General features: G+C 65.5%; 24 protein-coding genes. 6 read left to right on the top strand and 18 right to left on the bottom strand.

Features of this window, described 5'->3' with window-relative positions; all coding sequences use genetic code 11:
• Nucleotides 1-12: 12 nt before the first annotated feature.
• Nucleotides 13-1,122 (bottom strand): phosphatase PAP2 family protein, encoded by a 1,110-nt coding sequence (locus tag AC07O0_RS15460; RefSeq protein WP_494624569.1) that lies wholly within the window; start codon nt 1,120-1,122, stop codon nt 13-15.
• The gene (locus tag AC07O0_RS15455) at nt 1,109-2,776 is read right to left on the bottom strand and encodes a hypothetical protein (RefSeq protein WP_494624567.1); all 1,668 of its coding nucleotides are present in this window, start codon (nt 2,774-2,776) and stop codon (nt 1,109-1,111) included. Before AC07O0_RS15455 ends, AC07O0_RS15460 begins: the two co-directional genes overlap by 14 nt.
• 144 nt (nt 2,777-2,920) lie before the next feature.
• On the opposite strand from AC07O0_RS15455, the gene AC07O0_RS15450 reads away from it, so the two are divergent.
• From AC07O0_RS15450 to AC07O0_RS15430, 5 genes are all read left to right on the top strand, one after another.
• Complete coding sequence (locus AC07O0_RS15450; protein WP_494624565.1) at nt 2,921-3,163, top strand: hypothetical protein; 243 nt, start codon at nt 2,921-2,923, stop codon at nt 3,161-3,163.
• A 99-nt stretch (nt 3,164-3,262) separates the two neighbouring features.
• Nucleotides 3,263-3,835: a DUF2272 domain-containing protein gene (locus AC07O0_RS15445; RefSeq protein WP_494624563.1), complete on the top strand. Its 573-nt coding sequence runs from the start codon at nt 3,263-3,265 to the stop codon at nt 3,833-3,835.
• A 77-nt stretch (nt 3,836-3,912) separates the two neighbouring features.
• On the top strand, nt 3,913-4,860 hold the full coding sequence (locus AC07O0_RS15440; RefSeq protein WP_494624561.1) for a hypothetical protein: 948 nt from the start codon (nt 3,913-3,915) through the stop codon (nt 4,858-4,860).
• Nucleotides 4,861-4,889: 29 nt separating this feature from the next.
• Nucleotides 4,890-5,786: a hypothetical protein gene (locus AC07O0_RS15435; RefSeq protein WP_494624559.1), complete on the top strand. Its 897-nt coding sequence runs from the start codon at nt 4,890-4,892 to the stop codon at nt 5,784-5,786.
• A 99-nt stretch (nt 5,787-5,885) separates the two neighbouring features.
• The gene (locus tag AC07O0_RS15430) at nt 5,886-6,785 is read left to right on the top strand and encodes a hypothetical protein (RefSeq protein ID WP_494624557.1); all 900 of its coding nucleotides are present in this window, start codon (nt 5,886-5,888) and stop codon (nt 6,783-6,785) included.
• Nucleotides 6,786-6,971: 186 nt separating this feature from the next.
• On the opposite strand, the gene AC07O0_RS15425 is transcribed toward AC07O0_RS15430, so the two are convergent.
• From AC07O0_RS15425 to AC07O0_RS15410, 4 genes are all read right to left on the bottom strand, one after another.
• Nucleotides 6,972-8,681, bottom strand: coding sequence for an MFS transporter (locus tag AC07O0_RS15425; RefSeq protein WP_494624555.1), 1,710 nt, complete (start codon nt 8,679-8,681; stop codon nt 6,972-6,974).
• A 328-nt stretch (nt 8,682-9,009) separates the two neighbouring features.
• Nucleotides 9,010-9,855, bottom strand: coding sequence for an amidohydrolase family protein (locus tag AC07O0_RS15420; RefSeq protein WP_494624553.1), 846 nt, complete (start codon nt 9,853-9,855; stop codon nt 9,010-9,012).
• Nucleotides 9,852-11,300, bottom strand: coding sequence for an amidase (locus tag AC07O0_RS15415; RefSeq protein ID WP_494624551.1), 1,449 nt, complete (start codon nt 11,298-11,300; stop codon nt 9,852-9,854). The genes AC07O0_RS15420 and AC07O0_RS15415 overlap by 4 nt, the downstream gene beginning before the upstream one ends.
• Complete coding sequence (locus tag AC07O0_RS15410; RefSeq protein ID WP_494624549.1) at nt 11,297-13,003, bottom strand: class I adenylate-forming enzyme family protein; 1,707 nt, start codon at nt 13,001-13,003, stop codon at nt 11,297-11,299. The genes AC07O0_RS15415 and AC07O0_RS15410 overlap by 4 nt, the downstream gene beginning before the upstream one ends.
• 243 nt (nt 13,004-13,246) lie before the next feature.
• Between AC07O0_RS15410 and AC07O0_RS15405 the strand changes: the two genes are divergently transcribed.
• Nucleotides 13,247-14,302, top strand: a complete 1,056-nt coding sequence (locus tag AC07O0_RS15405) for a LysR substrate-binding domain-containing protein (RefSeq protein WP_494624547.1) — start codon at nt 13,247-13,249, stop codon at nt 14,300-14,302.
• Here AC07O0_RS15405 and AC07O0_RS15400 read toward each other — a convergent pair.
• The 12 genes from AC07O0_RS15400 to AC07O0_RS15345 all read right to left on the bottom strand — a co-directional run bounded on the left by AC07O0_RS15400 (nt 14,210) and on the right by AC07O0_RS15345 (nt 26,819).
• Nucleotides 14,210-15,007, bottom strand: a complete 798-nt coding sequence (locus tag AC07O0_RS15400) for an ABC transporter permease (protein WP_494624545.1) — start codon at nt 15,005-15,007, stop codon at nt 14,210-14,212. The genes AC07O0_RS15405 and AC07O0_RS15400 overlap by 93 nt on opposite strands.
• A 5-nt stretch (nt 15,008-15,012) precedes the next feature.
• Nucleotides 15,013-15,849, bottom strand: coding sequence for an ABC transporter permease (locus AC07O0_RS15395; RefSeq protein WP_494624543.1), 837 nt, complete (start codon nt 15,847-15,849; stop codon nt 15,013-15,015).
• Nucleotides 15,846-17,024 carry an ABC transporter ATP-binding protein gene (locus AC07O0_RS15390; RefSeq protein ID WP_494624541.1) on the bottom strand — a complete coding sequence of 393 codons (1,179 nt, stop codon included), beginning with the start codon at nt 17,022-17,024 and terminating at the stop codon, nt 15,846-15,848. Before AC07O0_RS15390 ends, AC07O0_RS15395 begins: the two co-directional genes overlap by 4 nt.
• A 64-nt stretch (nt 17,025-17,088) precedes the next feature.
• Entirely contained in the window at nt 17,089-18,123 is a 1,035-nt protein-coding gene (locus tag AC07O0_RS15385; RefSeq protein WP_494624539.1) for an ABC transporter substrate-binding protein, read from the bottom strand.
• Nucleotides 18,124-18,455: 332 nt separating this feature from the next.
• Complete coding sequence (locus tag AC07O0_RS15380) at nt 18,456-19,433, bottom strand: type II secretion system F family protein (RefSeq protein ID WP_494624537.1); 978 nt, start codon at nt 19,431-19,433, stop codon at nt 18,456-18,458.
• A 9-nt stretch (nt 19,434-19,442) separates the two neighbouring features.
• Complete coding sequence (locus tag AC07O0_RS15375) at nt 19,443-20,423, bottom strand: type II secretion system F family protein (RefSeq protein WP_494624535.1); 981 nt, start codon at nt 20,421-20,423, stop codon at nt 19,443-19,445.
• 20 nt (nt 20,424-20,443) lie between these two features.
• A complete protein-coding gene (locus AC07O0_RS15370) occupies nt 20,444-21,886 on the bottom strand; it encodes a TadA family conjugal transfer-associated ATPase (RefSeq protein ID WP_494624533.1) in 1,443 nt (480 codons plus the stop codon).
• 2 nt (nt 21,887-21,888) lie between these two features.
• A complete protein-coding gene (locus AC07O0_RS15365) occupies nt 21,889-23,145 on the bottom strand; it encodes a CpaE/TadZ family protein (RefSeq protein WP_494624531.1) in 1,257 nt (418 codons plus the stop codon).
• The gene (locus AC07O0_RS15360) at nt 23,145-23,885 is read right to left on the bottom strand and encodes a CpaD family pilus assembly protein (RefSeq protein ID WP_494624529.1); all 741 of its coding nucleotides are present in this window, start codon (nt 23,883-23,885) and stop codon (nt 23,145-23,147) included. Before AC07O0_RS15360 ends, AC07O0_RS15365 begins: the two co-directional genes overlap by 1 nt.
• A 28-nt stretch (nt 23,886-23,913) precedes the next feature.
• Complete coding sequence (locus tag AC07O0_RS15355) at nt 23,914-25,368, bottom strand: type II and III secretion system protein family protein (protein ID WP_494624527.1); 1,455 nt, start codon at nt 25,366-25,368, stop codon at nt 23,914-23,916.
• A gap of 35 nt (nt 25,369-25,403) precedes the next feature.
• Nucleotides 25,404-26,180 carry a Flp pilus assembly protein CpaB gene (gene cpaB / locus AC07O0_RS15350; protein WP_494624525.1) on the bottom strand — a complete coding sequence of 259 codons (777 nt, stop codon included), beginning with the start codon at nt 26,178-26,180 and terminating at the stop codon, nt 25,404-25,406.
• Nucleotides 26,181-26,306: 126 nt separating this feature from the next.
• Entirely contained in the window at nt 26,307-26,819 is a 513-nt protein-coding gene (locus AC07O0_RS15345; RefSeq protein WP_494624523.1) for an A24 family peptidase, read from the bottom strand.
• Between the last annotated feature and the right edge of the window lie 20 nt (nt 26,820-26,839).

Here is a 26,839-nt window from a genome sequence, read left to right as displayed (position 1 = left end):
GGAGTCCGTGGCCTAGGCCGTCGCGAACTCGGCCTTGACCTCGCTCCAGAGCCACTGGAAGACCGGGCTGACGTCCACCGAGAACGCCTCTCGGGTTGCGGTCAGCCCCTGGTTGGCGGCCAGGGTATCATCGAGAAAATCGCGCAGCAGAAAATTGCTGCCGGGCTTGGCATCGTAGGCATAGCGCACCGGCCTGGCCGACGGCTCGCCGCATTTCGCCAGGATGATCTGGCCGACAGCAACGCCAAGCGCCGCGCCGGCCCAGCTGTCGATCGGATAATGGACGCCGGCGACGGTGCGATTGACGGCGATACGTTCCGCCTGCTTGTGCAGCAGGGCGACGAGCTTCTCGCCCGCCGGGAAATGCTTGCTGCCGACCTCGGACTTGACCAGCCCCGACAGGACAGTCGCGACGGCGAAGGCTTCGGTGGCATGCCCGCTCGGGAAGGAACCATGATCCGGCGTCGGCAGCATCGGCAGGACGCGCGCGCCGATATCGCCCGGCCGGCGGCAGGCGAGATGATGCTTCGCGACCATTACGACGTGGCTCGCCAACACCACGGCGATACTCTTCAGCTCCAGCGTCCGCCGGTTGCGTGCCGTCAGGCCGAGGATCGAGCCGAAATAGTCCGGTGGCAGCGCGACCTGATTGAGGATCTCGACCGCGCGTTCGGCGCGCTGGTCCATATAGTTGCGCATTTGCTCGAGCTGGGCGGCGAACACCGCCATGGTGGGGCGCTTCACGATATAGAACGGGCTCGCCCCTGCGGTTCCCTCGCGCTTGCGATAGGACAATGCGATCTCACCTTGGGAAGCGGCCGGCTCATAGCTCGCGGTCCAGTCGAGGTCGCGCAGGAAGTCACTGAGGTAGAGCGAGGCGCGAACACGGGGATACCAGCGCGCCAGATTGCGTTGCGGCCCGGCCACCAGGTGATGCGACAGCTGCACTTTGCCGAGATCGAGAGGATCGTCGGTATCGGCGGCGTGCCCGAACAGGGTCTGGGCGCTGAGCATCAGGCCGGTCGCCAACATCGAGTCCGAACCGCTGCCGCCGGCAAAGCTGCCGAGGCCGCCGAGGTTGCTCATGTTGTCCATATTGTCCATGTTGTCAAAGATCGACATGTCGCCCCCCTCGCGGTATTTTCGCAGCAATCAAAGCTTTTTCCATCCTCTTTCCCATTTCGGAATCGGCGGATGGGTGAGTATTCATGTATTCGAGTACAGTAAAATTTGGCTGTCGACGCATCAGATCTTGCGCTGCGACCTTGAATTTCTCCATCTTGTTGGCGTAGTAGGCCGCAAAAAGAAGAATCCTTAGTGTCGAGAGATGGCGATTGTTCTTGCGAAGCGAACCCTCCGCGAGCTCCAGGGCGCGTTCGTAGTCGCCGATCGAGAGATAGGCCCCCGCCGTATGAGCGTCGTAATAATAGCCAAACGGATCGATCGGCGAGAGCGAACGGGCCGTTTCGGAGGCTCGTACCGCCTGGTCTCCTTCGTTGCGGAATGTGTGCAGGGCTCCTTTCAAGAGCCAGCACAGCGCTTCGTTCGGATTGGCGGACAGCGCCTGGTCGTAGCGCTGCTCGGCAATATCGAGACGGCGTAGAAGGTTGCTATGGGCGATGCCATCGATCGTCAGGCAGAAGGCGTTGTCGGGGCTGAGATCAAGCGCACGCGCCGAATGGTCGAGGGCGAGTTGCTTTTCGCGGTCGGTGTTGCTGCTCCAACCATTGAAGATGCCATAGATATACCACCGGCTGAGCCAGGCATGGATTTCCGGAACCTGCGGCGCGCGGCGCAACGCCTCCTCGATCAGCTCGCGGGCGCGGGCGAAATCCCGCAATGTCGTGCGGTGCATCAGGCCGACGCCGGCGACGAGCAGGCGATGATCGGCGATCTGCGATGGGACATGCCCGACGCTGTGGCCGATCGCCTCGTCGGCGATCGCGGCTCCGACGGCTTTGACCACGACGCCGATCCCGGCTGCCGACAGGCCGAGGAAATCCTCGGCCGCGTAGGCGATCTGCCGTGTGAACAGAATACGGCTCGAGCTGACGTCGACGAAATCGAGGTCCAGGACCAGCTTTCCATCGATTCGGCGCAGGCTCCCCGCCAGGCAGAAATGCGCCTGCAGCACGGATTCGACGCCGGCGAGGTCGAAGCCGGTCTTGACGAACTGTCGGCTCGACAGATGCGAGATGACCGCCAGCAGCTTCGAACGGCTGAGAGAGCGGCAGACCTCCTCGGCCAGCCAATCGCCGAGAATCGCGTCATGCGGATCGGGGCCGATAGCCCGGAACGGCAGGACCGCCACAACCGGCAGCGGGGCGGGCAGGATGCTGTGCCGGCGGTGACCGAACAGGCCTTCGAGCTGCGCCGCATTCTGGCGGATGCCGGCCAGCCATTGCACGAAACCGGTCTCGCGGATGTCCAGCCCTTCGAGAAATTCGCCGATCCCCGGGGCGCCGACGAAGGAAACCACGCTGAGGTCAAGTGTTACGTCTGAGTTCGTGCTCGACAAAACCTTGCCGTAGCTGTCTCCCATCACCTGCTTGATGTCAGCGAGCGCCCTGCGCAAGCTTTGCCGCCCGGTGTCGTAGCAGGCGACACCCCAGAGCGTTTCCTGCAGGAAGCTGCGTGTTCGCCGCCCGAAAGGCGCGGTCGCCAGCAGGGCCAGCAGGGCGCGATGTTTGCTGCCGGTGATCTCGAATGCGTCGGCACCCAGCCCCCGAATGGAGCACGCGCCAAACAGACTGATTTCGATGACCTTGCCGGACATTGTCAAACGCCGCCCATATTCCCCGGCGAAAACCTAGCATCAAACAGATTTCGGCAGAAAGTGACTTCACACTTTCTTCACGCGCCAGCGAATGCACCGCTGGTTACATTGCGTCATGAGCAAACCGAGACGCAAGGTGGCGACATGGCGAGAACTCCGACCCGTGCAGCCGAGGTGCGCGATGTCGCTGATTTCCACCTGCGTTGGCAGGAGTTCAGGGCCACTGCCGCCCGCGTGGCCGGCAAGGCTGTTCTCACGCCAGACGAGCGCTGGGTGATCGGCTGGCTTGTCGCTCTCGCTGACCGTGTCGGCGAGAGCGATGTGCGACCGCGCACGGCAGCGGCCACCGCACCGGACATCCCGCCGAAGAAGTCGGACGACGCCTGACCAAATCCGGCCATGGCGTCGTCGCCCACCGGGCAAAGCCCAGGCCGGTCCGGCCTGGTCCTGCCTGCCTCACGCCTCAACCATCGAGGAGTTCCAGCGATGCCCACACCATTTCAGAACAAGCTCGCGGCAATCGCGACCGACCAGCATGTGAGGTTTCGGGATCATCACGAAACCGACCTGCCCCTACGTAATCAGATCAAGAAATACTGGGAGGGGATCGGCCTCGATTTTCCCGGGGTCGGTACGGCCTGGTCGGCGGTCTTCGTGTCCTGGTGCGTCAAGAGCGCCGGCGCCAGCGCCACCGAATTCCGCTTTTCGGCGCAGCATTCGGTCTTCGTGCATCGCGCCATCGCCCAGGCCGACGATTCCGCCGCCTTGTTCAAGGGCCGCCGCATCGAGGACTATGCCCCGAAGATCGGCGACATCCTGCAGAACAATCGCGGCGGCAACGACTTCGACTTCGCGCATGCGAGCAGCCATGCGAGCTATCCGTCTCATTCGGCAGTGGTCATCGAGACAGGCACCGACGCCCAGGGACGCTATCTCCTGACGATCGGCGGCAACGAGAACGACACGGTCGGTCGCCGCATCGTCCGCCTGGCGTCGACCGGCAAGGTTCGCCAGCCGGTGCCCAACCACTTCATCAGCATCATCGAGACCCTGAAATAGCGGGCTCGCACCATCACGCCGGCCGACCGCGAGCGATCGCGGCCGGCGCTCCGGAGAGTTTGCAGAAGGGGGCGGCCATGCCCGATTTCTCGATCGTCAACGACGGCAATCCGCAGACCAGGGGCACGCGCTGGCGGGCGAGCCATGACGGGCCGGAACCCACGACCTTCCTGGTCGGCCAGACTGTATCGTTCAGCGACGGCGACGGCAGCCATCGCGGCCTCTACCAGACCCGGGTCCTCGATGAGATTCCGGCGCTGCACTACGACAGGTTCGAGGCCGAGGCCGAGAACGGCCTGTGGGCCCATTTCATCTGGCCGACCGTGGTGGCCGAAAGCGCCGGCGGACATCACCTGCTGATCAACACCTATGATCGGGCCCGCTTCACCTTCGGCTTCTATCAGCTCGCGGCGCATACGCCGGGTGACAACCTGATCCTGCTGTTCCGCGAGCTGCTGACGCTGCCGGCGGCCGCCAGCTACTTCCCGGACCTGACCTTGAAAAGCGGCAAGGTGCACCGCCGGGAAGGCGGAGCGCTCAGGTCGCTCGAGGTCGTCACCAATGTGCTCAGGCCCAATGGCAGGTTCGAGGACCAGATCGTCGGCTTCATGAGTTATCTCAACCCGGACACGCTCAATGCCGGTGAGATCGAGGCGCTGAACGGCGCCAGGCTCATGCACTGGCTATTGAACGATCCCGAGGCGGTGGCGGCCTCCGTCCGGGTGGCTCTCGCCATTCTGCGACGTAAGGTCAAGGCACAGGCCAGCACGTTCAATCTGGCCGGAAAGGACCCGCGGCTGGCGATCTGGGTGTCGGATATCCGCCATCAGGGCCGCGGCACGACGGACCAGATCAAGGCGGCGCTCGCTTTGGGCACGCTGGCCGATCGGCTTGCCGCCCTCGCCGCCATTGGCGCGTCGGGCAACGGGACGCGCATTGCCAGCGTGAAGCGGAGCATCCGAACCCTGCAGGACGAAGAGCGCTTCGCTGGCGTGGTCCTCGGAGATGACCGCCTGCCCTTGTGAAGCAATCCAGACTGCCCGGAGCCGCAGCCATGACGATCTCGAACCCACTTCTCGATTTCGCGATCGGCATGATCGCCTTCTTCCTCGTCGCGTCTCTGATCGTGACCGCCTTGCAGGAAGCCATCGCCCAGCGGCTCGACCTGCGCGCCAAGGATCTGCGCAAGAAGATCGACGAGATGCTGAAGGCTGGGGGCGGCGAAACCGAAGGCAGCGGCGCGGCAAAGGCATTCTTCGATCATCCGCTGGTCGCGGCGCTGAACACCCGCGGCGACAAGGGCGGTCCGTCCTATATCCCCCGCGACGTCTTCACCAAGGCGGCGAAGGATCTCTATCTCACCGGGCGTGCAGGCGAGGCGGCCATCGCAGCGGCTCGGGAACTGGGCAATGACGGCTCGCAGGTCAAGCGCGCACTGCGTCTGCTCGCGGAGCAGGCGAGCGACGATCTCGAAGCCTTCGACAAGGCTATCGGCGACTGGTTCGACGGTGTCATGGATCGACTCTCGGGCCTCTACAAGCGCCGCGCTCAGTGGATGCTCTTTCTCCTCGGGTTCGGCATCGCTGCCCTCGGCAACCTCGACGCGCTGAAGGTGGGCGCTTTTCTGGCCGGTGAGCCGGAGGCTCGTGCCGCGCTCGCCGAAAGCCTTCAAGGGCATCAGGAGAGGCTCAAGCAGACGAGCCTCGAAGACCGTGAAAAGCGCGAGGCTTTGCGTGGCGAGATGGTCCAGGAGCTCGAGCGCGCGCGCGTGCCGATCGGCTGGAGCACCGCGGTGGCGCCCAAACCGGAGCTGACGGCGCTCGCCCTCGCCGTGATGGGCTGGCTGCTGACCGCGCTCGCCGCGATCATCGGCGCGCCCTTCTGGTTCGACACGCTGAAGCGCTTCGTCAACATCCGCGCTGCCGGGCCGGTCGGGAAGGGCAGCAGCTGAACCGGACGATCCGTGACCAGGCCGGCAAATCAGTCCGGCGGAGGAAGGGAACCCGTCATGTCCTGACATGACGGCGCATTTCGCAAAATGGGGGGTGGCATGAACAAATCTTCTTTGCCGGCGAGCGTCTCTGCGCTGGCCTTCCTATGTGGCTGCACGGTCAGCGCCAGTCAGCAGAATTTCGGTACCGCGGCGACCACGGCCGCCGCGGCTGGGGGAGCGACTGCTTCATTCACGGCGCAGGTCTATTCGGAGCAGAGATTTACCAGCCTGTCCCACGATTTCCTGTCTCACAGGCCCACCGAACCGGTATCAGCCAAAAGCTGCCCGACGACGGCGGAAAAGGAGGTCAAAAAGAGCCAGGACAGGAAGGAGGCCTACGACAAGATCGTCGTCGCCTATGTGGAGACGCTGAATGGGTATTTGAGTGACAACATCAACTATCTCAAATACGCCGAAGAGCTGAACGGAGCTCTTGATCAGGCAAAATCCATACCGCTAGGGGCTCAATATTCGGGCCTGATCGACGTAATCAAACCATTCGTGACCGTCTTCTCAAAAGCCCTCAACCAGTATCAGCTCGTGGAGGACATGAGGAGGATCACCCAACAAGCAGAAAGAACGCATCCGAAGCTTATTGTGGTCGTCGAGGATCTCAAGCGGCGGCTCCTGTCGAGCAATGAGCAGATCAACGCGGAGATCGTTACCTGGGAAGAGTGCGAGCGGAACCGGTTGCGGCTGATCTACTCGGATCACTCGGTCACCGCGGCCGAGATGAACACTTTGTTCGAAGCGTTCTTCCTCAAGCTCGAGACGCTGAAGGGCAAGCGGGGTGTCTTCGCTGCCGAACGCAAGAGCCTGGACGACCTGCTGAAGGCTCACGAGAAACTCGCCAGAGCGAAACTCAACTGGAACGATTTTCAAGCGGTGGCCAAGGAGGCTGCCGCGTTGGCCAAGGAGTTCAAGGCTGCATTGGACGCGGCGCAGAAGGCGCTCTGACCCGCTGGAATTCCAAGGGGACGCCACTCAACCGAGCCTGACAACGGCTGACCGACGTACGCTCGGGGAGTTTGACGCGCGACAAGGCTCCAAAATGTCCCGTACCGGCCCACGCCGAGCGCGCAGCAACCACATAAGAGGTCTCCTTCGCGCGTGGTCGGGATATTGAGCAGATTTGGCGCCGCCTCAGGGCGACGCCTGCGCCTGCTGGGTCGCGCGCAGCACCTCGCGCGGCAGCGCGCCGGTCTGGCGCTCGACCATGCGATGCACCACCGGCGGCTCGGGCCCGATGTGCAGGCCCCTGACCCGGTCGCCGATTTCGGCGTCCGCCTGGGTGACGCGCTGGGCCTGGCGGACATATTCGACCCAGGTCGGGCTGTCATAGCGCTCGATCCAGAGCTCGGCATCGGTCAGGTCGCGCAGCAGCGACCAGTGGCGCGCGCCGTCGCGGCGGCGGATGCGCCGGCGTTCCTCCATCGCCTTCAGGAACTCGACCACATCCTCCTGCCTGATCCGCCACTCGATGGTGACGAAGACCGGGCCGCTGCGCGGCTCGATATCGACCGCGACCTCGGGCTTTCGCCAGCGGCCGAGCGGATCGAGATTGAGCGCCTCGAGCGGCGGCAGCTGATAGTGCAGCCCGACGGCCGCGCCGAAGACGAGTGCGACCGCCGCTGCGACGAGGCCGCCGGCCGGGCCGGAATGCAGGGTGACCCAGCCCCAGGCCCAGCTGCCCGCGGCCATGCCGCCGAAGGCCGCCATCTGGTAGAGCGCCAGCGCGCGTCCCACCACCCAGCGCGGCGCCGATAGCTGCACCGTCGAATTGAAGGTCGAGAGCGCCAGCACCCAGCAGGCGCCGCCGACGGCAAGCGCCGGCATGGTGAGCCATAGGGTCGGGCTCAGTCCCACCACCAGGGCCGCGGCCGCATAGGCCAGGAAGGTCAGGCGCACCAGGGTCTCGGTGCTGAAGCGCCGGCGCAGCCGGGCGCTGACGAAGGCTCCTGCGACCGCGCCGGCGCCGAAGGCCCCCAGCAGGATGCCGTATGTCAGCGGGCCGCCGCGCACGAGATCGCGCGCGACCAGCGGCATCAAAGCGAGACCGACGACGCCGCCGAAGCCGAAGAGGAAGGCGCGCAGGATGACGGCGCGGATATTGGGCGACATCGCGACGTAGCGGAGACCGGCGCTCATCGCGATCAAGAACGTCTCGCGCGGCAGCACGCGCTCGACGCGCGGCGGCTGCCAGCGGGCCAGCACGACGAGCAGGCCGATATAGCTGAAGGCGTTGACGACGAAGGCTGCGACCGCACCGAAGGCGGCGACGATGGCGCCGCCGATCGCCGGGCCGACGCTGCGAGCGATGTTGAAGGCGACGCTGTTCAGCGTCACCGCTGCCGGCACTTCGGGGCGCGGCACCATGTCGCCGACCGAGGACTGCCAGGCCGGGTTGTTGAGCGCGTTGCCGCAACCGAGCAGGAAGGTGAAGGTCAGGAGCAGCCAGGGCGAGAGCAGCCCGTACCAGGCGAAGACCGCCAGCATGATCGAAACGGCGAGCATGAAGCCCTGCGCCGTCAGCAGGATGCGGCGGCGGTCGTAGTTGTCCGCGATCGCGCCGGCAGCAAGCGAGAACAGCATCACCGGCAGCGCGGTCGAGGCCTGGACGAGCGCGACCATGTCCGGCGAATTGGAAAGCGAGGTCATCAGCCAGGCGGCGCCGACCATCTGGACGAGGCCGCCGAAGTTCGAGGCAAGGCTTGCGATCCAGACCGCACGGAAGATCGGCTGGCGCAACGGCGCAAAAGCCGAATAGCGCCCGTCATCAGGCTTCAGGCCCTCGGCGGCCAGGTCGGCTTCGGCGGTCTCGGCGGTGGTCTGCGTGGCGGGCTCATGCGGCATGCCACAGTTAGAACATGCCGGCGGGCGATGGGAAGCCGCGCTGCGCCATTGTCCGCCATCAGATGATTTGAGACTGTTTTCGGGCTTCAGGACGGAAAGGCTGGGCCTCGTCTGGGTTTCAGGGGTGGCTTCGGGCCGATGATGCGCCCTGTAGTCCAGGCTGGGCGCTGATGGACCGGTTGAGCATCGACAAGCATGACGCTTCGTCCATCGGGATGCCGCATCCGAAGCCATGATACTTCCTTCGACGTATCGTGGGATGCACCAATTGGCGAGCCTGCACTCCAAAAGCGCGCAGGCATTTTACGGATGGCAGGAGAGACCTCTGCTACAGGCGCAGAAAGCGCTTGGCATTATCGTGGAGCCAGAGCTTTTCCACCTCCTCGCCGATTGGGAGCGCCCTGATCTCGGCGATCGTGCGCGCGACGGGCCCGAGCGGGTAGGCGCTGCCGAAGATGATCCGCTCCTTGAGCACGGTCCGACCATATTGCAGGAGCGGCTCATAGCCCGAGCCCGCCACCTGCAGATATTTCGGCCGAACGGCGACGAGGCCGATGCTGACATTCGGGTGGCGCCAGGCGACGCCGATCAGCTCATGGACCCAGGGAAAGCCCGGCGGCGAGGCGCAGACCCGCAGCTCGGGAAAATCGACCATGACCTCGTCGAGCAGGGACGGGTGGCCGTAGCGCATCAGCGTCGATGTCGCGAAATTGATCGAGCAATGGATGTTCACGGGAATGTCGAGCTCGATGCACTTGGCATAGAGCGGGTACATCCGCCGGTCGTTGATCGCGAGCTCGTGCTCAAAGCATTGCAGGTTGAGCCCACGCAAGCCGAGATTGCTGATGGCATGATCGAGCTCGCGCACCGCCGTCATGCCCTTGTTCGGATCGACCCCGGCGAAGCCGACGAAACGGGGCCCCTGCTCGCGACAGAAGTCGGCGACATCCTCGTTGCGGATGCGCCAGCCATGGGTCGTCTCCAGGTCGCGCGCCTTGACGCAGACATGGCTGATGCCGGCTTTGTCGTATTCCGCGAGATAGCCGGCGAGATCGTGCTGCGGCTCCGCTGCAGTTTCGCTGGCAGCATAGACTTGCCGATAGCGCTTGAGATGCTCAGCACCCTTCGGGCCGAAGGCTGGGAGCGGCGGGCGGCTGCCGTAGTCGATGATCACGAATGCTGCTCCTTGCCGGAGAGGGGAGGCCAGTTCGCGGCCCAGGGCTGCAACGCCTCGATCGCAGCGGCAACCGTCAAAAGCTGAGCTTCCGAATGCCAGCGACCGACGATCTGGAGGCCGATGGGCAGGCCGTCCGGGCTCATGCCACAGGGCACGGAAAGCGCAGGATGTCCGCTGGCGTTGTAGGGGATGGTGTAAGGATACCAGGCATCGCGCAGCGGACCATGGTCGATGCCATCAACAATGAGCGGGCCATCCGATTGCTGACCTATCGGCAGCGCGGGCGTCGCGACGGTGGGCGTGATGAACACATCTGCGCCGTCGAAGAGACGTTCTACCTGCCGGTAGATTCCGGAGCGGGCGCGCTGGGCGTGGGCGAGGCGCGAATAGGTCTGGGTTTCCGACTGCGTCGTCAGACCGAGGCGGGCGGTGCGGTCCATGCGCGCGCCATGCTCCTCCAGCAGCGAACCGAACCGCGCATGCTGATAGGCGCGCATCAGCACGAGGGCTGACGGCGCATCGAAAACGACATCCTCCAGCATCGGCGCGCATTCGGCGCCAGCGGCCAGCAGGCGCTCGACCGTCTCGCCGACGGCGGCCTCGACTGCGGGGGCGACCCAGCGATTAAGCGTGCGCGGTGCATAGCGCAGCCGCAAACCCTTCAGCGCCCCGACAGGTTCGGCCGGAAGCCGGACGGGCTCGGCCGAGCCGCCGAAGGAGAGCGGGTCGCGCCGGTCGGGGCCTTTCATCGCGTTGAACATCAGCGCGACATCCGTGACCGTGCGCCCCATCAGGCCGAGGCAGGTCAGCGAGCCGAACAGGTCGGTGGTGGTTTCGTGCGGCACGGCCCCCCAACTCGGCTTCAGGCCGACGACGCCGCAGCAGGAGGCCGGAATGCGGCCGGAGCCGGCGCCGTCCGAGGTGAGATGGAGCGGGCCGAAGCCCATCGCCGCCGCGATCGCCGCGCCGCCGCTGGAGCCGCCGCAGCTATAGTCGGTGTTCCAGGGATTGCGGCTGATGCCCTGGCGCGGGGAATCGGTCAGGACCTTGTGGCCGAATTCCGGGGTGGTCGATTTCGCAAAGGGAACGGCGCCGGCGCGGCGCAGGCGGGCGACCGCCTCGGCATCGGTGTCGGCGATCTGTCCAGCAAAGGCATGCGAGGCGTATTCGAGCGGCATGCCGGCGACCGCGACGAGATCCTTGACGCTGAAGGGCAGGCCGTGGAGCGGGCCAGGCGCGACGCCGGCAGAGAGCTCGCGGTCGGCCGCGCGGGCGGCGGCCAGGGCGCTTTCGGCTGCGATATGGGAGAAGGCGTTGACCGGTTCGTTGCAGGCCTCGATCTGGCCGAGCACGGACTGCATCAATGCCTCTGCCTTGAGCGCGCCGGAGCGCAGCTCGGGCAGGAGTTCGGCCGCGCTGCGGCTCCAGAGGGGCGTGCTCATCGCCAGATTCCTTCTACCCTATCGAAGGCACCGAGGCGCAGGTCGGCGACCCCAGCGGTCAAGGCCGTCTTGGCGACTTTCTGCGAGGCAGTGCGCGGGATGTCGTCGACGAAAGCGATGTAGCGGGGGATCTTGAAGGCGGCGAGGTTGGCCTCGCAGTGCCGCGTTATCAGGCTGATCAATTCGTCGCTGCCGCTGATGCCGACCGCAGGCAGGACATAGGCCTTGACCTCCTCGCCGCGCAGGTCGTCCGGCACGGGGACGACCGCGACCTCCTCGATCTCGTCCATGTTGCGCAGGACGGTCTCGACCTCGCGCGCCGCGATGTTCTCGCCGGCGCGCCGCACCATGTCCTTGAGCCGGCCGACGATGTAGAAATAGCCCTCCGCATCCTGGCGGAAGAGATCGCCGGTGCGGAACCAGTCGCCGAAGAAGCTGTCGCGATTGGCCTGCGGGCGGTTGTAGTAGCCGAGCATCAGGCCAGTGCCCTTCAGCACGAGCTCGCCGATCTCGCCGCGGGGGACGTCCTTGCCCGTCTCGTCGACCACCCGCGCCTGCCGGAATGGGGCGGGGATGCCGCAGGAGCCGGAGCCGACCATGTGGAGCGCATCGAGTGGCATATAGAGGCCAGGGCCGACCTCGGTCATGCCGAAGGCTTCCATCGCCGGCGCGTTGAAGCGCTGGCGCAGGGCCGCGTTGATCTCCTTGCGGTGGCCATAGATGTTGGCGCGCATCAATTCGGTCTTGCCGTCCTCGGGGGTCTCCGGCTGCTTGAAGACGATCTCCGGGAACAGGCAGAAATGGATCCGGTGCTCGCGCAGCCAGGCGGCAAAGCGGCTGGCGCTCTGGCGCCTCGCGACGAAGAGCGTGCCACGCTGGTAGAAGCACAGCAGCAGCAGCCATTGCGGGTCCATGTAGAAAAACGGCGTCGAGGCGAGCACGCGCCGGAAGCGCCGGGCATCGCGGAAGCCGTTCACGAAGCCGGCGCCCAGCCAGTAGCGATGCGTCAGCATGCAGCCCTTGGGGAAGCCGGTCGTGCCCGAGGTGTACTGGATGTTCATGAGGTCGTCATGGGCGGGTTCCGGACCGTCATGTCGCGCGCCTTCCGGCACCGAGGCGACGAGCACCTTCAGCGTCATCGCGCCCGGCGGCAGCAGGCTCTCCTGCGCCTCCTCGGCAGCCATGCGCAGGACGCGGTCAGGGCGCGGAAACCTCCCTGCCTCGGCCACCTCCACCGCCTCGCGATATTGCGGGCCGCATTCGTCGTGGATGACGAGCGCCTCGGCGCCGGCATCGCCGAGCACATAGGCGAGCTCGCGGCCGGTATAGCGCAGGTTGACCGGCACCATCACCGCGCCGATGCGGGCCAGAGCGAGCCAGACGATCGGCATCTGCGGGCAGTTCGGCAGCATCACGCCGACCCGCATGCCGCGCGTAACGCCGAATGAAGCGAGCGCCACGGCCATGCGGTCGACGGCCTGGTCGAGCGCGGCATAGGTGATCGTCTCGCCGGTCTCGAAGAAGTTCCAGGCGAGCGTGTCCGGCGTCTCGGCGGCGGCCTCGCGCAGCAGGGTGCCGATATTGCGGGGGAAGGTGAAGCGCTCCATTTCGCGATGCCGTGCCTCGACATCCAGCGCGGCAAGGCGCGCCACATAGGCATCGGCCCAGACGGGCGTCTCGATTTCGGCGGGCAGGGGCGGCATTGGCATCTCGAAAGGCATGTTCGCGTCGAACAGGTCAGGAAGTTATGTTTTCCGCCGGTGATCGAACGCTGGTGGGAAGGTGGCGGGAATAGGAGGCAGCGCCGGTCTCTGGTGTGTTTTCCAGTTTTCCGCCCTGCTCGGCTCGCACTATTCCGCCGCCGGCAGGGAGCCGCAAATTTCTTTTTGACTAGAAAACATGCCTGTTGGTTATAATCGATCCGAGGCGAGCGGCGGAGGCCTTGCGTGCGGATCACCCATCGACAGCTCGAAGCTTATATCCAGTTCATGGAGACCGGCAGCGTCACGGCCGCGGCCGAGCGGATGCGGCTGTCGCAGCCGGCGATGAGCAAGATCCTGGCGGGGCTTGAAATCGATCTCGCGCTCACCCTGTTCGAGCGCAAGCGCAAGCGCCTGATCCCGACCCATCAGGCTCAGCTGCTGTATAAGGAGGTGCGCCGCCTCTTCGCCTCGCTCAGCGATGTCGAGCGTTTCGCGCGCGACCTGCGCGACCTGCGTTCAGGCGAGCTCCGGATCGTCTCGGCCGCCTCGATCGGCCATACGTTGGTCGCGGACGCGCTGGTCGCCTTCGCCGAAGCCAATCCAGCCATCTCGGTGACGCTCGACGTTTCCAGCGTCGTCGGCAGCGACGTGCTCGGGCAGAATGTCGATATCGGCTTCTCGGTCAGCCATTTCCATCACCCGGACCTGCTGACCGATCCGCTTTTCCATGCCGACGCGGTCTGCGTGATGCGGCAGGACCATCCGCTCGCGGGGCGCGAGATCATCGTGCCGCGCGATCTCGAAGGAGCGGAGTTCATCTCCTTCACCCGCAACAGCCGGATGCGGCACTTGACCGATGCGGTGTTCGAGCAGCAGCGGATTTCGCGCAAGATGCGGACGGAAGTGTTCTCCTCGGTCGAGGCGAACGCACTTGTCTCGCGCGGCTTCGGCATCGCCATCGTCGAGCCGATGACGGTGCATCAGGGCTTCTGGCCGGGGCTGGTGGCGCGCCGCTTCGAGCCGACGATCACCTTCACCTTCAACGCAATCATCTCGCGCAACCGGCAGGTATCACCCCTCACCAGGGCCTTCCTCGCCGAACTCAGGGGCCGGATCGCCGCGCTTGCTCGCGGCGACGATCCGCGCGCCGCCGCCGGGAGCCTCAACGTGCGCCTGCCGCAGCGGCGCACGCGCGACGGCGCCGCTTCAGGCGCCGTCGTGACGGACGAAGAAGGTGAGCCCGGCGACGCGATCGAGCACGATGACGGCCAGGAAGGTGATCAGCACGCTGATCGTTGAGATCGCGGCCAGCACCGGCGTCGCCGAATCCTGAACGAAGGAGAAGATCTGGACCGGCAGCGTCGAGATGTTCGGCCCAATCAGGAACATCGTCACCGTGACCTCGTCGAAGGAGATGATGCCGGCGAAGAGCAGGGAGGTCAGAATCCCTGAGCGGCACATCGGGATGACGATGTCCCTGAGCGCGCGCCACTCGCTCGCGCCCATCACATTGGCGGCACGCACGAGATCAGGGTCGAGGCTGCGCAGCGCGATGTGGATCGGCCGGTAGGAGAAGGGCAGCGTCACGATGAGATGGGCCAGCACGATGCCCGGCGCCGTGCCGATCAACCCGAACTGGGCGACGAGCGCGACCATGGCAACGCCCATTGCAGCATGCGGGAAGAACAGCGGCGAGAAGATCGCGAGTTCGAGCCAAGTGGCGAGCTTCGGCGCATGGCGCTGCGTGTAATAGGCCGCCATGAAGTTGACGATGGTGACGATCACCGCTGTCACCGCCGCGATGCCGACGCTGATCGCGAAGGCACGGGGCCAGCGCGGATCGAACAGCGCATCGCGATACCAGCGCAGGCTCAGGCCCTCGGGCGGGAACTGGATATAGCTGGTGTCGCTGAAGGAGGCGCCGATGATGATCAGGATCGGCGCCGGCAGCGAGATCAGCAGCAGGACACCGGCCCAGGTCGAGAATTTGGAGTTGGTCGACATGGCCGTCACTCCATGGTCCCGATCAGCCGGCGCTCGACGAACTTCAGCAGGAGCAGCGACAGGAAGCTGATGGCGAGCAGGCAGATCGACCAGGCCGCAGCCTTGTTCAGATTGAAGGTGTACATGACCTCCTGGTAGATTTGCGAGCCGACGAACTGATGCGACATGCCGCCGAGCACGATCGGCGTGACGATCGCGCCGATGCTCGCCAGGAAGATCACGATCAGCGCCGTGAAGGCACCCGGCAGCGACAGCGGCAACACGATGCGCCGAAAGGTCTGGAAGCGGCTGGCCCCCAGCACGCCGGACGCCTCCTCCAGATTGCTCTCGATCGTCAAGAGGGAGGACAGGATCGAGATCACCGCGAACGGGATCAGGACATGGGTCAGGCCGATGATGATGCCGAGATCGTTGAACATCAGCGCCAGCGGCTGCTCGACGATCCCCGTCCAGGCCAGCATGCCATTGATGACGCCCTTGGGACCGAGCAGGACGAGCCAGCCATAGGTGCGCACGACGAGGCTGACGAGCCAGGGCACGAGGACCACGATGAGGAGCGTATTGCGCCAGCGCTCGAGCCGCCAGAGCAGCAGCGCGATCGGATAGGACAGCACGACAGAGAGGAGCGCGACCGTCAGCGAGGACAGGATCGTCCTCGCGAAGATCACCTGATAGTCGCTGCGATTGAGAATCTGGCGGAAATAGCGCAGCGACCAGCCATCGGCATCGGCGAAGCCGTTGGAAAAGAGCTGGAAGACCGAGACGAAGAACAAAGCGAGCAGGGCAAGGACCGGCAGGAGCAGCAGCGCCTTCGCCGGCGAGGCAGGCTGTGTCTCCGTCATGGCTGCTCTCCGAAGCTCGCCGCGGCCGGGGCGGCGAGCGGTTCGAAGATCTGCGCATCGGCGGGATCGAAGGCGATCCGGCAGGCCGATCCGGCTTCCGGCAGGGCTGCGCCGTCGCCGGCCAGCCGCACAGCGACGATCCGCTGCTCGCCGCAGCGCAGGACGAAGCGCAGGACCGGCCCCAACGCGATGCGCTCGACGACGGTTCCTGGCAGCGCGATTCGCCCGTCCGCATCGGCGTCCGGCGGCAGAAGTGCGATCCGCTCGGGCCGCAGGCCGATCACGCAAGGTGTGCCGGTTGCAGGCGAGAAACCGCGCAGCCCGCTTGTCGGCAACGCGTAGTAGCCGCCAGGCCCATCGATCTCGACGGTGCCGGCTGTCGCCGCGGCGATGCGGCCGGGCACCTCGTTGAGCTCGCCGACGAACTTGGCGACGAAGAGATTGGCCGGGCGCGAATAGATCGCCGACGGCGTGTCATATTGCTGGATCGCACCGGCGCTCATCACCACGATGCGATCAGACATCAGGGTGGCTTCCTCCTGGTCGTGGGTGACGAAGACGAAGGTCGTGCCGAGCTCGCGTTGGATCTCCTTGAGAGCGACCTGCAATTGCTTGCGCAATTGCAGGTCGAGAGCTGAGAGCGGCTCGTCGAGCAGCAGGATCGAAGGTTCGAGCACCAGCGAGCGTGCCAGCGCAACGCGCTGCTTCTGGCCGCCGGACAATTGCGAGATGCGGCGGCTGCCGAGATGGCCAAGCCCGACGAGGTCGAGGAAAGCTCCGACCTTCCGGCGCAATTCCGCCTCAGGCACGCCGCGCAGACGCAGGCCGTAGGCGACGTTCTCCTCCACCGAGAAATGCGGGAACAGGGCAAGGTTCTGGAAAACCATGCCGATCGGCCGGCGCTGCGGCGGCAGGCCCGCCATGTCGCGCCCGTCGATCGCGATCGACCCGGTGCTGGGCTGGATGAAACCGGCGATCAGCCGCAGCAAAGTGGTCTTGCCGCAGCCGGAGGGGCCGAGCAGCGTGACGAAGGTTCCGGCTTCGACCGCGAGATCGAGGCCGGAGAGCACCGTCGTCGCACCATAGGCCTTGGCGACGCCGGTGACGTGGATGGAGCCGCGGGCCGCACGGGAGGGCGCAGCCTGCGCAAGGGCTTCAGGCTTGGTAGGGGACATCGATCGAATCCGCCGAGGTAGCGAGTGGGATGAGGAGTGTTCGGCGGACCGCGACTAAGAGTACCTAGCGCTTGCCGGCGGCGATCTGTTCGACCCGATTGAGCCGATCCTCATAGTCGCTGACGATGACATTCCAGTCGGGAATGTACATCTTCTTCATCAGTGCTTCGCGGGTCATGCCGAGATCGCGCTCGTATTCGGGTGGCAGAACGGCCTTGTTGTTGGTCGGGATCGAGCCATTCTGCCCGGAAATCCGGGTCTGCGCTTCGGCGTCGAGCAGCGCGTTGAGATAGGTGATGGTCTGCGCCCGTTCGGTCGAGCTCTTCGGCACCACCACGACATAGGGCAGCATCAGCGCGCCCTCCCTGGGGATCGCCATTTCGATGGTCTTCTGGCCGTCCCGGCGCAGGCTCCAGACGCGCGTCGAGTAGAACGGCACTGCGGCAACCTCCGCCCGCGTCAGCAGCGTGTTCATATGGGCGAGCGAGGTATAGGTGGTCAGCGAATTGGCGAAGATCGCCTTCAGCGGCTCGATCCCTGGCTCGATCTTGGCGGCGCTGCCGCCATTGGCATGCGCCAGGATGGTGAGATCGTAGGAGGTGGCATAGACCGGCCGCGTCACCGCCAGCTTGCCCTTCCAGCGGGGATCGGCGAGGTCGTTCCAGGACTGGAAGTCCGAGGCCTTGGCCAGCGTGTTGTTGAAGGCGATGCCATAATAGCCGAAATGGGTAGCGAGGCCGACGATCTTGCCTTGCCGGTTCCGCACGATCAGTTCCTTCGGCAGATCGGCGATGGCCGGAAGCTCGCTGTCTTCGAAGGCTTCGAGCAGGTTCGATTTCGCCAGGCCGATCGCCTCGAAATAGGTGACCTCGACGATGTTGTATTGCGAGGCGGACGGCGAGCGGACGGCGCCCGCCGTGTTCGGTACTTCCGCCATGCGGGCGGCGATGCCGGTCTTCTGGGTGAACGGAACCTGGAAGTATTCCCGCAGCACGGCCGCACCGCCGCCGCCCCAGGTTGCATGAATGACCTCGGCGGCGCCCGGGCTTACGCTGGCTGCCAGCATCGACAGGGCGAGGATCCACCGTTTCGTCTTCATATCGCTTCTCCCGGCTGTCTCGTGGGCCATTCTTCGCGGCCTTCGACAACCGGAGACTCATTTGCGTTGGCCGTCATTGCAAATTCAAAGGACGCCCAACTTCATTCCAGAAAGTTATGAATGAGGCCGCAGCTGGAAAATGCACGTTGTTGAGCCCAAGCGACCCGCTGCGCGCGCGATCATCCGCAGCAGTCCACCTAGAGTTAACACCCTGAAATCACTCGATTCTCTGATGTACGCCGAATGCAGATCGGTCTCATCCAAGTGAGATTCGAGCACACTCCGGTCACACCGTGAGACGGCCTCGCCTTGAATGAGATCCGACACGCGCCTCACATGGTGGCGAAGACCCTGATGATCGCCGGCGTCAGGATCACCACGAACAGGACTGGCAGGAAGAACAGGATCATCGGCACGGTCAGCTTCGGCGGCAGCGCCGCGGCCTTCTTCTCGGCCTCGTTCATGCGCTGGTCGCGGCTTTCCTGAGCAAGCGTGCGCAAGGCGGTGCCGAGCGGGGTACCGTAGCGCTCCGCCTGGATCAGCGCCGTACAGACCGACTTCACCGATTCCAGCCCGGTGCGGGCTGCGAGATTCTCATAAGCCTGGCGGCGCTCGGAAAGGTAGGAGAGCTCCGCGGTGCAGAGCGCGAACTCTTCGGCCAGCGGCACCGACTGGCTGCCGATCTCCGTCGAGACCTTACGGAAGGCCAGCTCGATCGACATGCCCGATTCGACGCAGATCAGCATCAGGTCGAGCGCATCCGGGAAGGCGCGCCGCATCGAGAGCTGGCGCTTGCCCGTCACGTTGGAGAGATAGATTTCCGGCGCCTTGATCCCGAGATAGGCCGCGCCGAGGGCGATGCCGACCTGCATGATGAAGGGCTGGCCGAAATCGTTGATCAGGGTGAGATAGAACAGCGCGAACAGGAACATGCCGATCGGCGTGACCAGCCTGAAGAACAGGAAGCCGACCTCGGCCTGCTGGCCGCGGAAACCGGCAGTCGCCAGCTGCTTCTTGGCGTTCTCGGTGCCGAGCCAATCGCCGAGCTTGAACTGCTCGACGATGTTGCGCATGAACGCTTTCGGCTCCTGACGCAGCGAGATCTTTTCCTTCTGCCGGGACATGCGCTCGCGCTCACGCGCGCGGATCGCGTCGCGCTCGGTCGCGACGCTCTTCATGCGCTTGTTCAGCACGTTGCCTTCCAGCAGCGGCGCGGCCACCGTCATGATCGTAACGGCCACGGCAAGACCGCCAACCAGAGCAAGGAGGACCCTTATATCGGCGAGACTCTCGAACAGGAGCACAAGCATGGCAGCTCCTCAGATGTCGAAATTGATCATCTTGCGCATAATCAGCACGCCGATGGTCATCCAGATGCCGCTACCAACCAGCGCCGCCCGGCCGGCATTCGTCGTCCAGAGCGCATCCATGTAGCCGGGGCTCGTGAGGTAGACGAGAAGGGCGACCGCAATCGGAAGCGAGCCGATGATCGCGGCGGACGCCTTCGCCTCCATCGAAACCGCCTTGACCTTGTCGCGCATCTTGCGGCGCTCGCGGATCACGCGAGACAGATTGGCGAGGGTCTCGGCCAGGTTACCGCCAGTCTTCTGCTGAATCGCCAGGACGATGCCGAAGAAGTTGGCCTCGGCGCACGGCATGCGCTCGAACAGCTTGCCGGCAGCGTCCGTCAGCGACATGCCGAGGGTCTGCGCCTCGACGATCAGCCGGAACTCGGTCTTCACCGGCTCTTGGGCCTCGCTGGCGATGATGCGCAGGCAGTCGTTCAGCGGCAGGCCCGACTTGACGCCGCGAACGATGACGTCGAGCGCGTTCGGAAACTCGTTCGAGAAGCGCAGCAGCCGCCTTTTGCCGAGATAGGTCAGATACCAGCGCGGCAGTCCGAAGAGGCCGACGAGAAAACCGATCAGCACCACGCCTTGATTGCCCGATACGATGAGCAGCAAGATGGCCAGAACCACCGCCAGCACCACACCGAGCAGCCAGTACTGCTTGCGCGACCAGGACAGGCCGGCCTGCTGGATCCGCGCCTCGATGGTGACCTTGTGACGCGCCTTCTCGCGGTTCTCGATGTCCTTGAGGCTCTGGGCGACCTGGCCGCGCCTAGCCTGGCTCTGCGCTTCGCGGTCGGTGACGGTGCGCATCGCGGCCGGGCCCGCGAAGTCCCGGCGCCGCCTCTCGGCCCGGGCCTGACCGCTGAGCGCGGGATAGAACAAGGCATAGGCGACGCCGCCCGCCGAGATGGCGGCGAGGATAGCGGCTGCGATCTGGCCGAGGTCCATGATCTGTCCCGTATCTGCGCCTATGCGTCGTCGCGGCTCTCGGCCTCGAGCTGGTCGAGCGCCGCAGCGAGCCGCTGGTCGTCGCCGAAATAACGCGCGCGCTCCCAGAAGCGCGGCCGGCCGATCCCCGTCGAACGATGGCGGCCGATCAGCCTGCCATTCGGATCTTCGCCAAGCACGTCGAAGAGCATCAGATCCTGCGTGATGATCACATCGCCCTCCATGCCCATCACCTCGGTGATGTGCGTGATCCGGCGCGAACCGTCACGCATGCGCTGTGCCTGGATGATCACGTCGATCGAGGAGCAGATCATCTCGCGCAGGGTCTTAGAGGGCAGGCTGAAGCCGCCCATCGTGATCATCGATTCGATACGGCTGAGGCATTCGCGCGGTGTGTTGGCGTGCAGCGTACCCATCGAGCCGTCATGGCCGGTGTTCATCGCCTGGAGCAGGTCGAAGGCTTCCGGGCCGCGCACCTCGCCGACGATGATGCGCTCGGGCCGCATGCGCAAGCAGTTCTTGACCAGATCGCGCATCGTCACCGCGCCTGACCCTTCGAGATTGGGCGGTCGGGTTTCGAGGCGCACCACATGCGGCTGCTGCAGCTGCAGCTCGGCCGCGTCCTCGCAGGTGATCACGCGCTCATCATGCTCGATGTAGTTGGTCAGGCAGTTGAGCAGCGTGGTCTTGCCGGAGCCGGTACCGCCGGAGATCACGATATTGCAGCGGACCCTGCCGATGATCTTCAGAATCTCGGCGCCAGGCGGCGAGATCGCGCCGAAGCGCACGATCTGATCGAGCGTCAGCTTGTCCTTCTTGAATTTGCGGATGGTGAGGGCCGGCCCGTCGATGGCGAGCGGGGGCGCAATGACGTTGACGCGCGAGCCGTCGGCAAGGCGCGCGTCGCAGATCGGCGAGGCTTCGTCGACGCGGCGCCCGACCTGGCTGACGATGCGCTGGCAGATGTTCATCAGCTGCGCATTGTCGCGGAAGCGGATGCTGGTGAGCTGGATCTTGCCGCCGGTCTCGATAAAGGTCCGGCCGGCGCCGTTGACCATGATGTCGGCGATGTCGTCGCGCGCCAGCAGCGGTTCCAGCGGGCCGTAGCCGAGGACGTCGTTGCAGATGTCGTCGAGCAGCTCCTCCTGCTCCGAGATCGAGAGCACGACGTTCTTCAGCGAGATGATCTCGTTGATGATGTCGCGGATCTCCTCACGGGCGGATTCGCCGTCGAGCTTGGCCAGCTGGGAGAGATCGATCGCTTCGATGAGAGCACCGAAGATCATGCTCTTCATCTGGTAGTATTCGTCGGATTTCGGCGCCTCGGCCGGAGCCGCCGGCGGCGGCGGACGGCGTGCCTCCACGGCCGCGGGACGCAGCTCCGCCGGGCGCGGCACCGGAGACGGCGCTGCGCTCGGCGCGCTCGCCGGGGCCGGGGCGGTCGCCTGTCGCTTGCCGAACATGATCAGGCCTTCCGACGCATCAGCTTGGCGACCAGCGGCTCGAACAGGCTGCGCTTGCCGCGCTTTTGCTCGCCGCGCCCGGTCAGGGCCGTCGCGATCTGGGCGAAAGCCTCGGCCGCTTTGCCGCCAGACTGGATTTCGGCGATCATCTGGCCGTTGTTTGCTGCGGTCCCGAAGAGCTGAGCATCGAAGGGGATGGAGCTCAGGACCTCGATGCCGAGAGCCTTGGCGAACTCGGCGGCCTCGATCTCCGGCCGCTTGGGCAGGCCGACCTGGTTCAGGATCAGACGTGGGATCGAATCGTTCGGGCGCGCCGCCCGCAACAGATCGACCAGGTTCTTGGCGTTGCGCAACGAGGCGAGCTCGGGCGCGGCGACGATCGCCACCTCGTCGGCCCCGATCAGCGCACGCTTCGCCCAGCCAGTCCACAGATGCGGCACGTCGAGCACGATGCAGGGCACGCTGCCGCGCAGAAGGTCGAGCAGAAGGTCGAACGCGTCCTCGCCGAGATCGACGGTCCGGTCCAGCATCGCCGGAGCCGCGAGCAAAGCGAGGTTCTCGCTGCAGCGCGACAGGAGCCGATCGAGCATGTTGGCGTCGAGCCGCTCCGGGGCGAACACGGCGTCGGCGATGCCCTGCGGCGGGTCCTGGTTGAAATCCAGCCCGGCCGTGCCGAAAGCAATGTCGAGATCGGCGATCACCGTCGAGGCGCCGAGATTGCGCGCGATCGCCCAGGCGACATTGTGCGCGACGGTTGAAGCGCCGACACCGCCCTTTGCGCCGACGATCGCCATCGTGCGCCCGAGCGCGCCGGACCCTACCCCGGCGTAGAGCTCGGACAGGGTGCGCAACAGGTCGAGGACACCGAACGGAGCGACCAGATAATCGCTGACGCCGCGCCGGATCAGCTCGCGATAGAGCTGGATGTCGTTGACGTGGCCGATGACCACGACCTTGGTGCCGGGGTCACAACTCTCGGCGAGCGCATCGAGATTGGCGATCAGCGCCGGCGGCTCGCTGACCGTCTCCAACACAATCACGTTCGGCGTAGGCGCTCCCCGGAAGACCTCGACCGCCGCGGCCGGGCCACCCATCTGGATGCGGGCCTGAACCTTGTCCATGCGCCGATCGGCGGCGACCGCCTGCATGGCGCCAGCCACGTCCTGCGTTTCGCAGAAGGCTTGCAAGGTGATGCGCGGCAGCGGCGCGATGATCTCCTCGCCGCCAGCCTCCGCGTCTAATCCGGGTGCGCCCGCCATCACTTGCCTCCGACCGCCGAGCTGATCGAGGACTGCTCCTGGCGATACTGCGTCGACGGATCCTTGCCCTCGCGCAGCTTCTTGATCGCCTCCATGCGCTTCTGGGTATCGAGCCGGCCTTCGCTGCGTGCGCGCACCAGGTCGAGCGGGTCGGCGATCTGCGCGGCGAGATTGGCCTGGGTGGCGCAGCCGAAGTTCCAGTAGGGCTCGTTCGACGCGTCCGTCCTATAGCTGGAGACGCCAAGATCGGTCGGCCATTGGCCGCAGGAATGCGGCAGCCCGGCCTGGAGCGAGGCATAGGTGAGGCGGATCGGCGAAGCGAGGCCGGGATCGGCGACGCGATAGGTCGAGACCGAGAGTGCCCCCGACGAAATGCCGGCCCGGGCGAGCGACCGGCGGATTCCATCGAGCGTGTCGCGGGCGGCGAGGTCTCGTCCGGTTCCGGTCGGCACCTCGGCGACGAGGCCGCCTTTGCCGCTGCGACGATAATCCTCGCCGAAGCGGGCGACATCGTCGGCCTGGCGCGGATCGAGACCACCGCCGATCCGGTTGACGAAGACGTCGAGCGAGCGCGGCGCATCGCGCAGCACGATCGGATGGCGCTCACGGGTATCGGTGGGGACGCCGGAAGTCGAGATGTCGCCCTTGGCGCAAGCGCCCAGCAGAAGGGAGCCGGACAATGCGAGCAGCAACGCCGCGCGGCGCGCATGGGGCAGGTGCGGCTTCCTGGTCACGATCACGATCGTCATCCTTTTCGCAGCCCTGTCTTCAATCGGCGATGAAGCCGACCCGGCCCTTGTAGGCCTGCGGAATCGGCCCACCGCTCGTCGACCCGTACATCTTGTTCAAACGCCCCATCAGGATGGTCTGGGCGTCGTGCGCCTCGACGAAACCGTCGTCCGGCCGCTGCAGCCCGTTCGGGCCGACCGGCTTCACGATATAGGGGGTGACCGAGATCATCAGCTCGGTCTCCTCGCGCTGGTAGTCGCGCGAGCGGAACAGCGTGCCGATGATCGGAATGTTCATCAGCGCCGGCAAGCCGTTGATTGCCTGGCGTGAGACGCGCTGGATCAGCCCGGCCGTGGCCAGCGTGCCGCCCGACGGCAATTCGACAGTGGTGTCCGACTTGCGGACACGGAAGCCGGGGGCGTTGACGGCCGTGGCCTCGGTGGGGTTGAGGCGCAGCTGGTTCTCGAAATCGAGCTCGGTGACCTCGGTCGCGATGCGCATGGAGATCTTACCCTCGGACATCACGATCGGCGTGAAGTTCAGGGAGACACCGACCGGCTTGTACTCGATGTTGAGAACGCAGCGGTTCGAGGTGTCGCAGGAATAGCCTTTCGGAATTGGAATCTCGCCGCCGGCGGTGAACTTGGCGCTTTCGCCGGAGATCGCGGTCACTGTCGGCTCGGCCAGCACGCGAGACAGCCCGGCCCGCTCGAGGGCGCGCATGGTCACATTGGTCGAGTTGCCGATGCCCGCGCCGATCGCCGTGGCGGCCAGCTGCTGCGGCTGCAGCGAGAACGGCGTGTCGATCGTCGGCGTGATGCTGAACTTGCCGAGCTTCCACTCGCCGGTCGAGTTGATACCGAGCTGCTTGATCGCTTTGCGAGCAACCTCGGAGACCGTGACCTTGACCATGACCTGGTCGCGGCCGCGGATGGTCAGGGAGTTGATGACCGCGCCCTTGGTGGTCGTCTGGATGAGGCCCTGCGTGCTGGACGAGCCCACAAAGGCATTGGCGATGTCGACGGCCTGCGTCGCTTCGGACGCGTTGGCGACCGTCCCGACCAGCAGGATCGAATCACCAGCCGGCTTAACCTGGATGTCGACGCCCGGCATCGCCGCGCGCAGCGTCTGACGCAGCACGTTGAGGTCGCGGCCGACCTCGATCTCCAGCGCAGTGATCTGCCTGCCTTCGGCGTCCATCACGAACATCGACGTCGCGCCATCGGCCATGCCGATGACGAACAGCTTGCGGGCCGAACGCACCACAGCATTCGCCACCTTTGGATTGGCGACGAAGACCTCCTTGGCGTCGCGCGGCAGCTCGACGATCAGCGAGCGGCCGATCGACAGGTCGAGTCGGCGGGAGACCGCGTGCTCGCTGGCACCGACGTTCAAGACCGGCGCAGCACCTTTGCTTTGCGCCTGTGCCGGCGCTGCGGCGAGCGTAGCGACGAAGGGCAGGGCCGCCAGGGACAGAGCCAGGGCACGGTTCATGCGGGGCAGCGGCAAGCAGGATTTCGGCATCGGGATCATGGCTTCACCGCCTTGGAGACGACGCCGAAGCGCACGAGGGTGAGGCCACCCTCCGCACTTGGCGGGCTCTTGTCGCCGGCATCCTGGAGGCTGCGCAGCGCCAGCGAGAGGCTGCCGGTCTTCTGGGCCAGCGTCACGGCTTCGGCCTGTCTCGGGTCGAGCTCGAGCGTCGCGGTCTCACCGACGACGACCTTCTCGCCATTCTTCTCCTGGATGCTCTGGCCGATCGCCAGCACCCGGACATTGGCGATCAGGGTTTCGCTGACAGGCGGAGAGCCGTCCTTGGAGTTGCTGTCGTCGCGGGTCGTGCGGATCACGTCGACACGATCGTTCGGCAGGATGAAGCCGCCGGCAGTGTTCGCGCCGCGATTGTCGGTGGTGATGGCGATGGCACGCTTGCCGGGCGGCAGGACCGCGGAGAGGAAGCCCGAATCGGCCTTGAGCAGTTTTTCGGGGCGGATCGGCTCGGATCCGAACAATGGCGCGCGGGCGATCTGCCCGACGAACTCGCCCTCGCCTCCGGGAAGGTCCTGGCGCCGGATGACGCCGCTGGGCAGGCTCGCCAGCGGCCAGGCCAGCCATTTCAGGTCGCCAGCCGCCAGCTTGTTGCCGAGCGGGATATCGGTTGCCGCCACGAGCACTTCGACCGTCGGCGCCGGCTCGTAGGTCGTCACCGAGGGCGCCGTGACCTTCGGCGGCCGGCCGATCAGCAAGGCGGCACCGAGACCGGCGACAACCGCTACGGCGAGAATGATGATGCGGGCGGGACTCATGGCGCACGATCCTTGGCCGGCATGCGCCGACCCTCAGCCGGATCGTGGCCCGGGATTCGTCAACTTATGGTTAATCGGAGGTATCTTTTTGTGCGGATCGACCGTTCCCACTCAGGATCGGAGCGCTCAGACACCGACCGCGGCCCGCCAGATCGCGGTGTCCGGCAAGATCACCAGAGCGCCCGCGGCGAGCGCGATGCCGTAGGGGATCCCCTTTTCCACGCCATGCAGGCGCTGCGCCCAGGGCCATGCCTTGGCGAGCGCCGGCAATGGCGCCGACCGCAGTTTCATGATCACGACCGTCAGAACACCGCCCGCAAGCGAGGCGACGAACAGATAGGGCAACAGCTGATCGAAACCGAGCCAGAGGGCGGTTGCCGCCGCCAGTTTCGCATCGCCGCCACCGATCCAGCCGGCGGCGAACAGCCCAAAGCAGAGAACGAGCACCGCCAGCCCAGCGGCAATATGCCAACCCGACGCCGCCCAGCCGAAACCCGTCGCGGCGGCACACAGCCCGAATGCCGCGACCAGCACCAGGCAGAGCCAGTTCGGGATCGTCATGGTGACGAGATCGCTGGCAGCGGCATAGGCCATGGCAGCGGGGAAGACGACGAGGACGGCGATCATCGGCAGCGACATGGCGTTCATCCGGAACGGCG

Source organism: Allobosea sp. GW821-FHT10B12, assembly GCF_059415545.1.
Note: the sequence above shows the minus strand (reverse complement) of the source record. Positions and strands in the feature narration are given on the sequence as shown.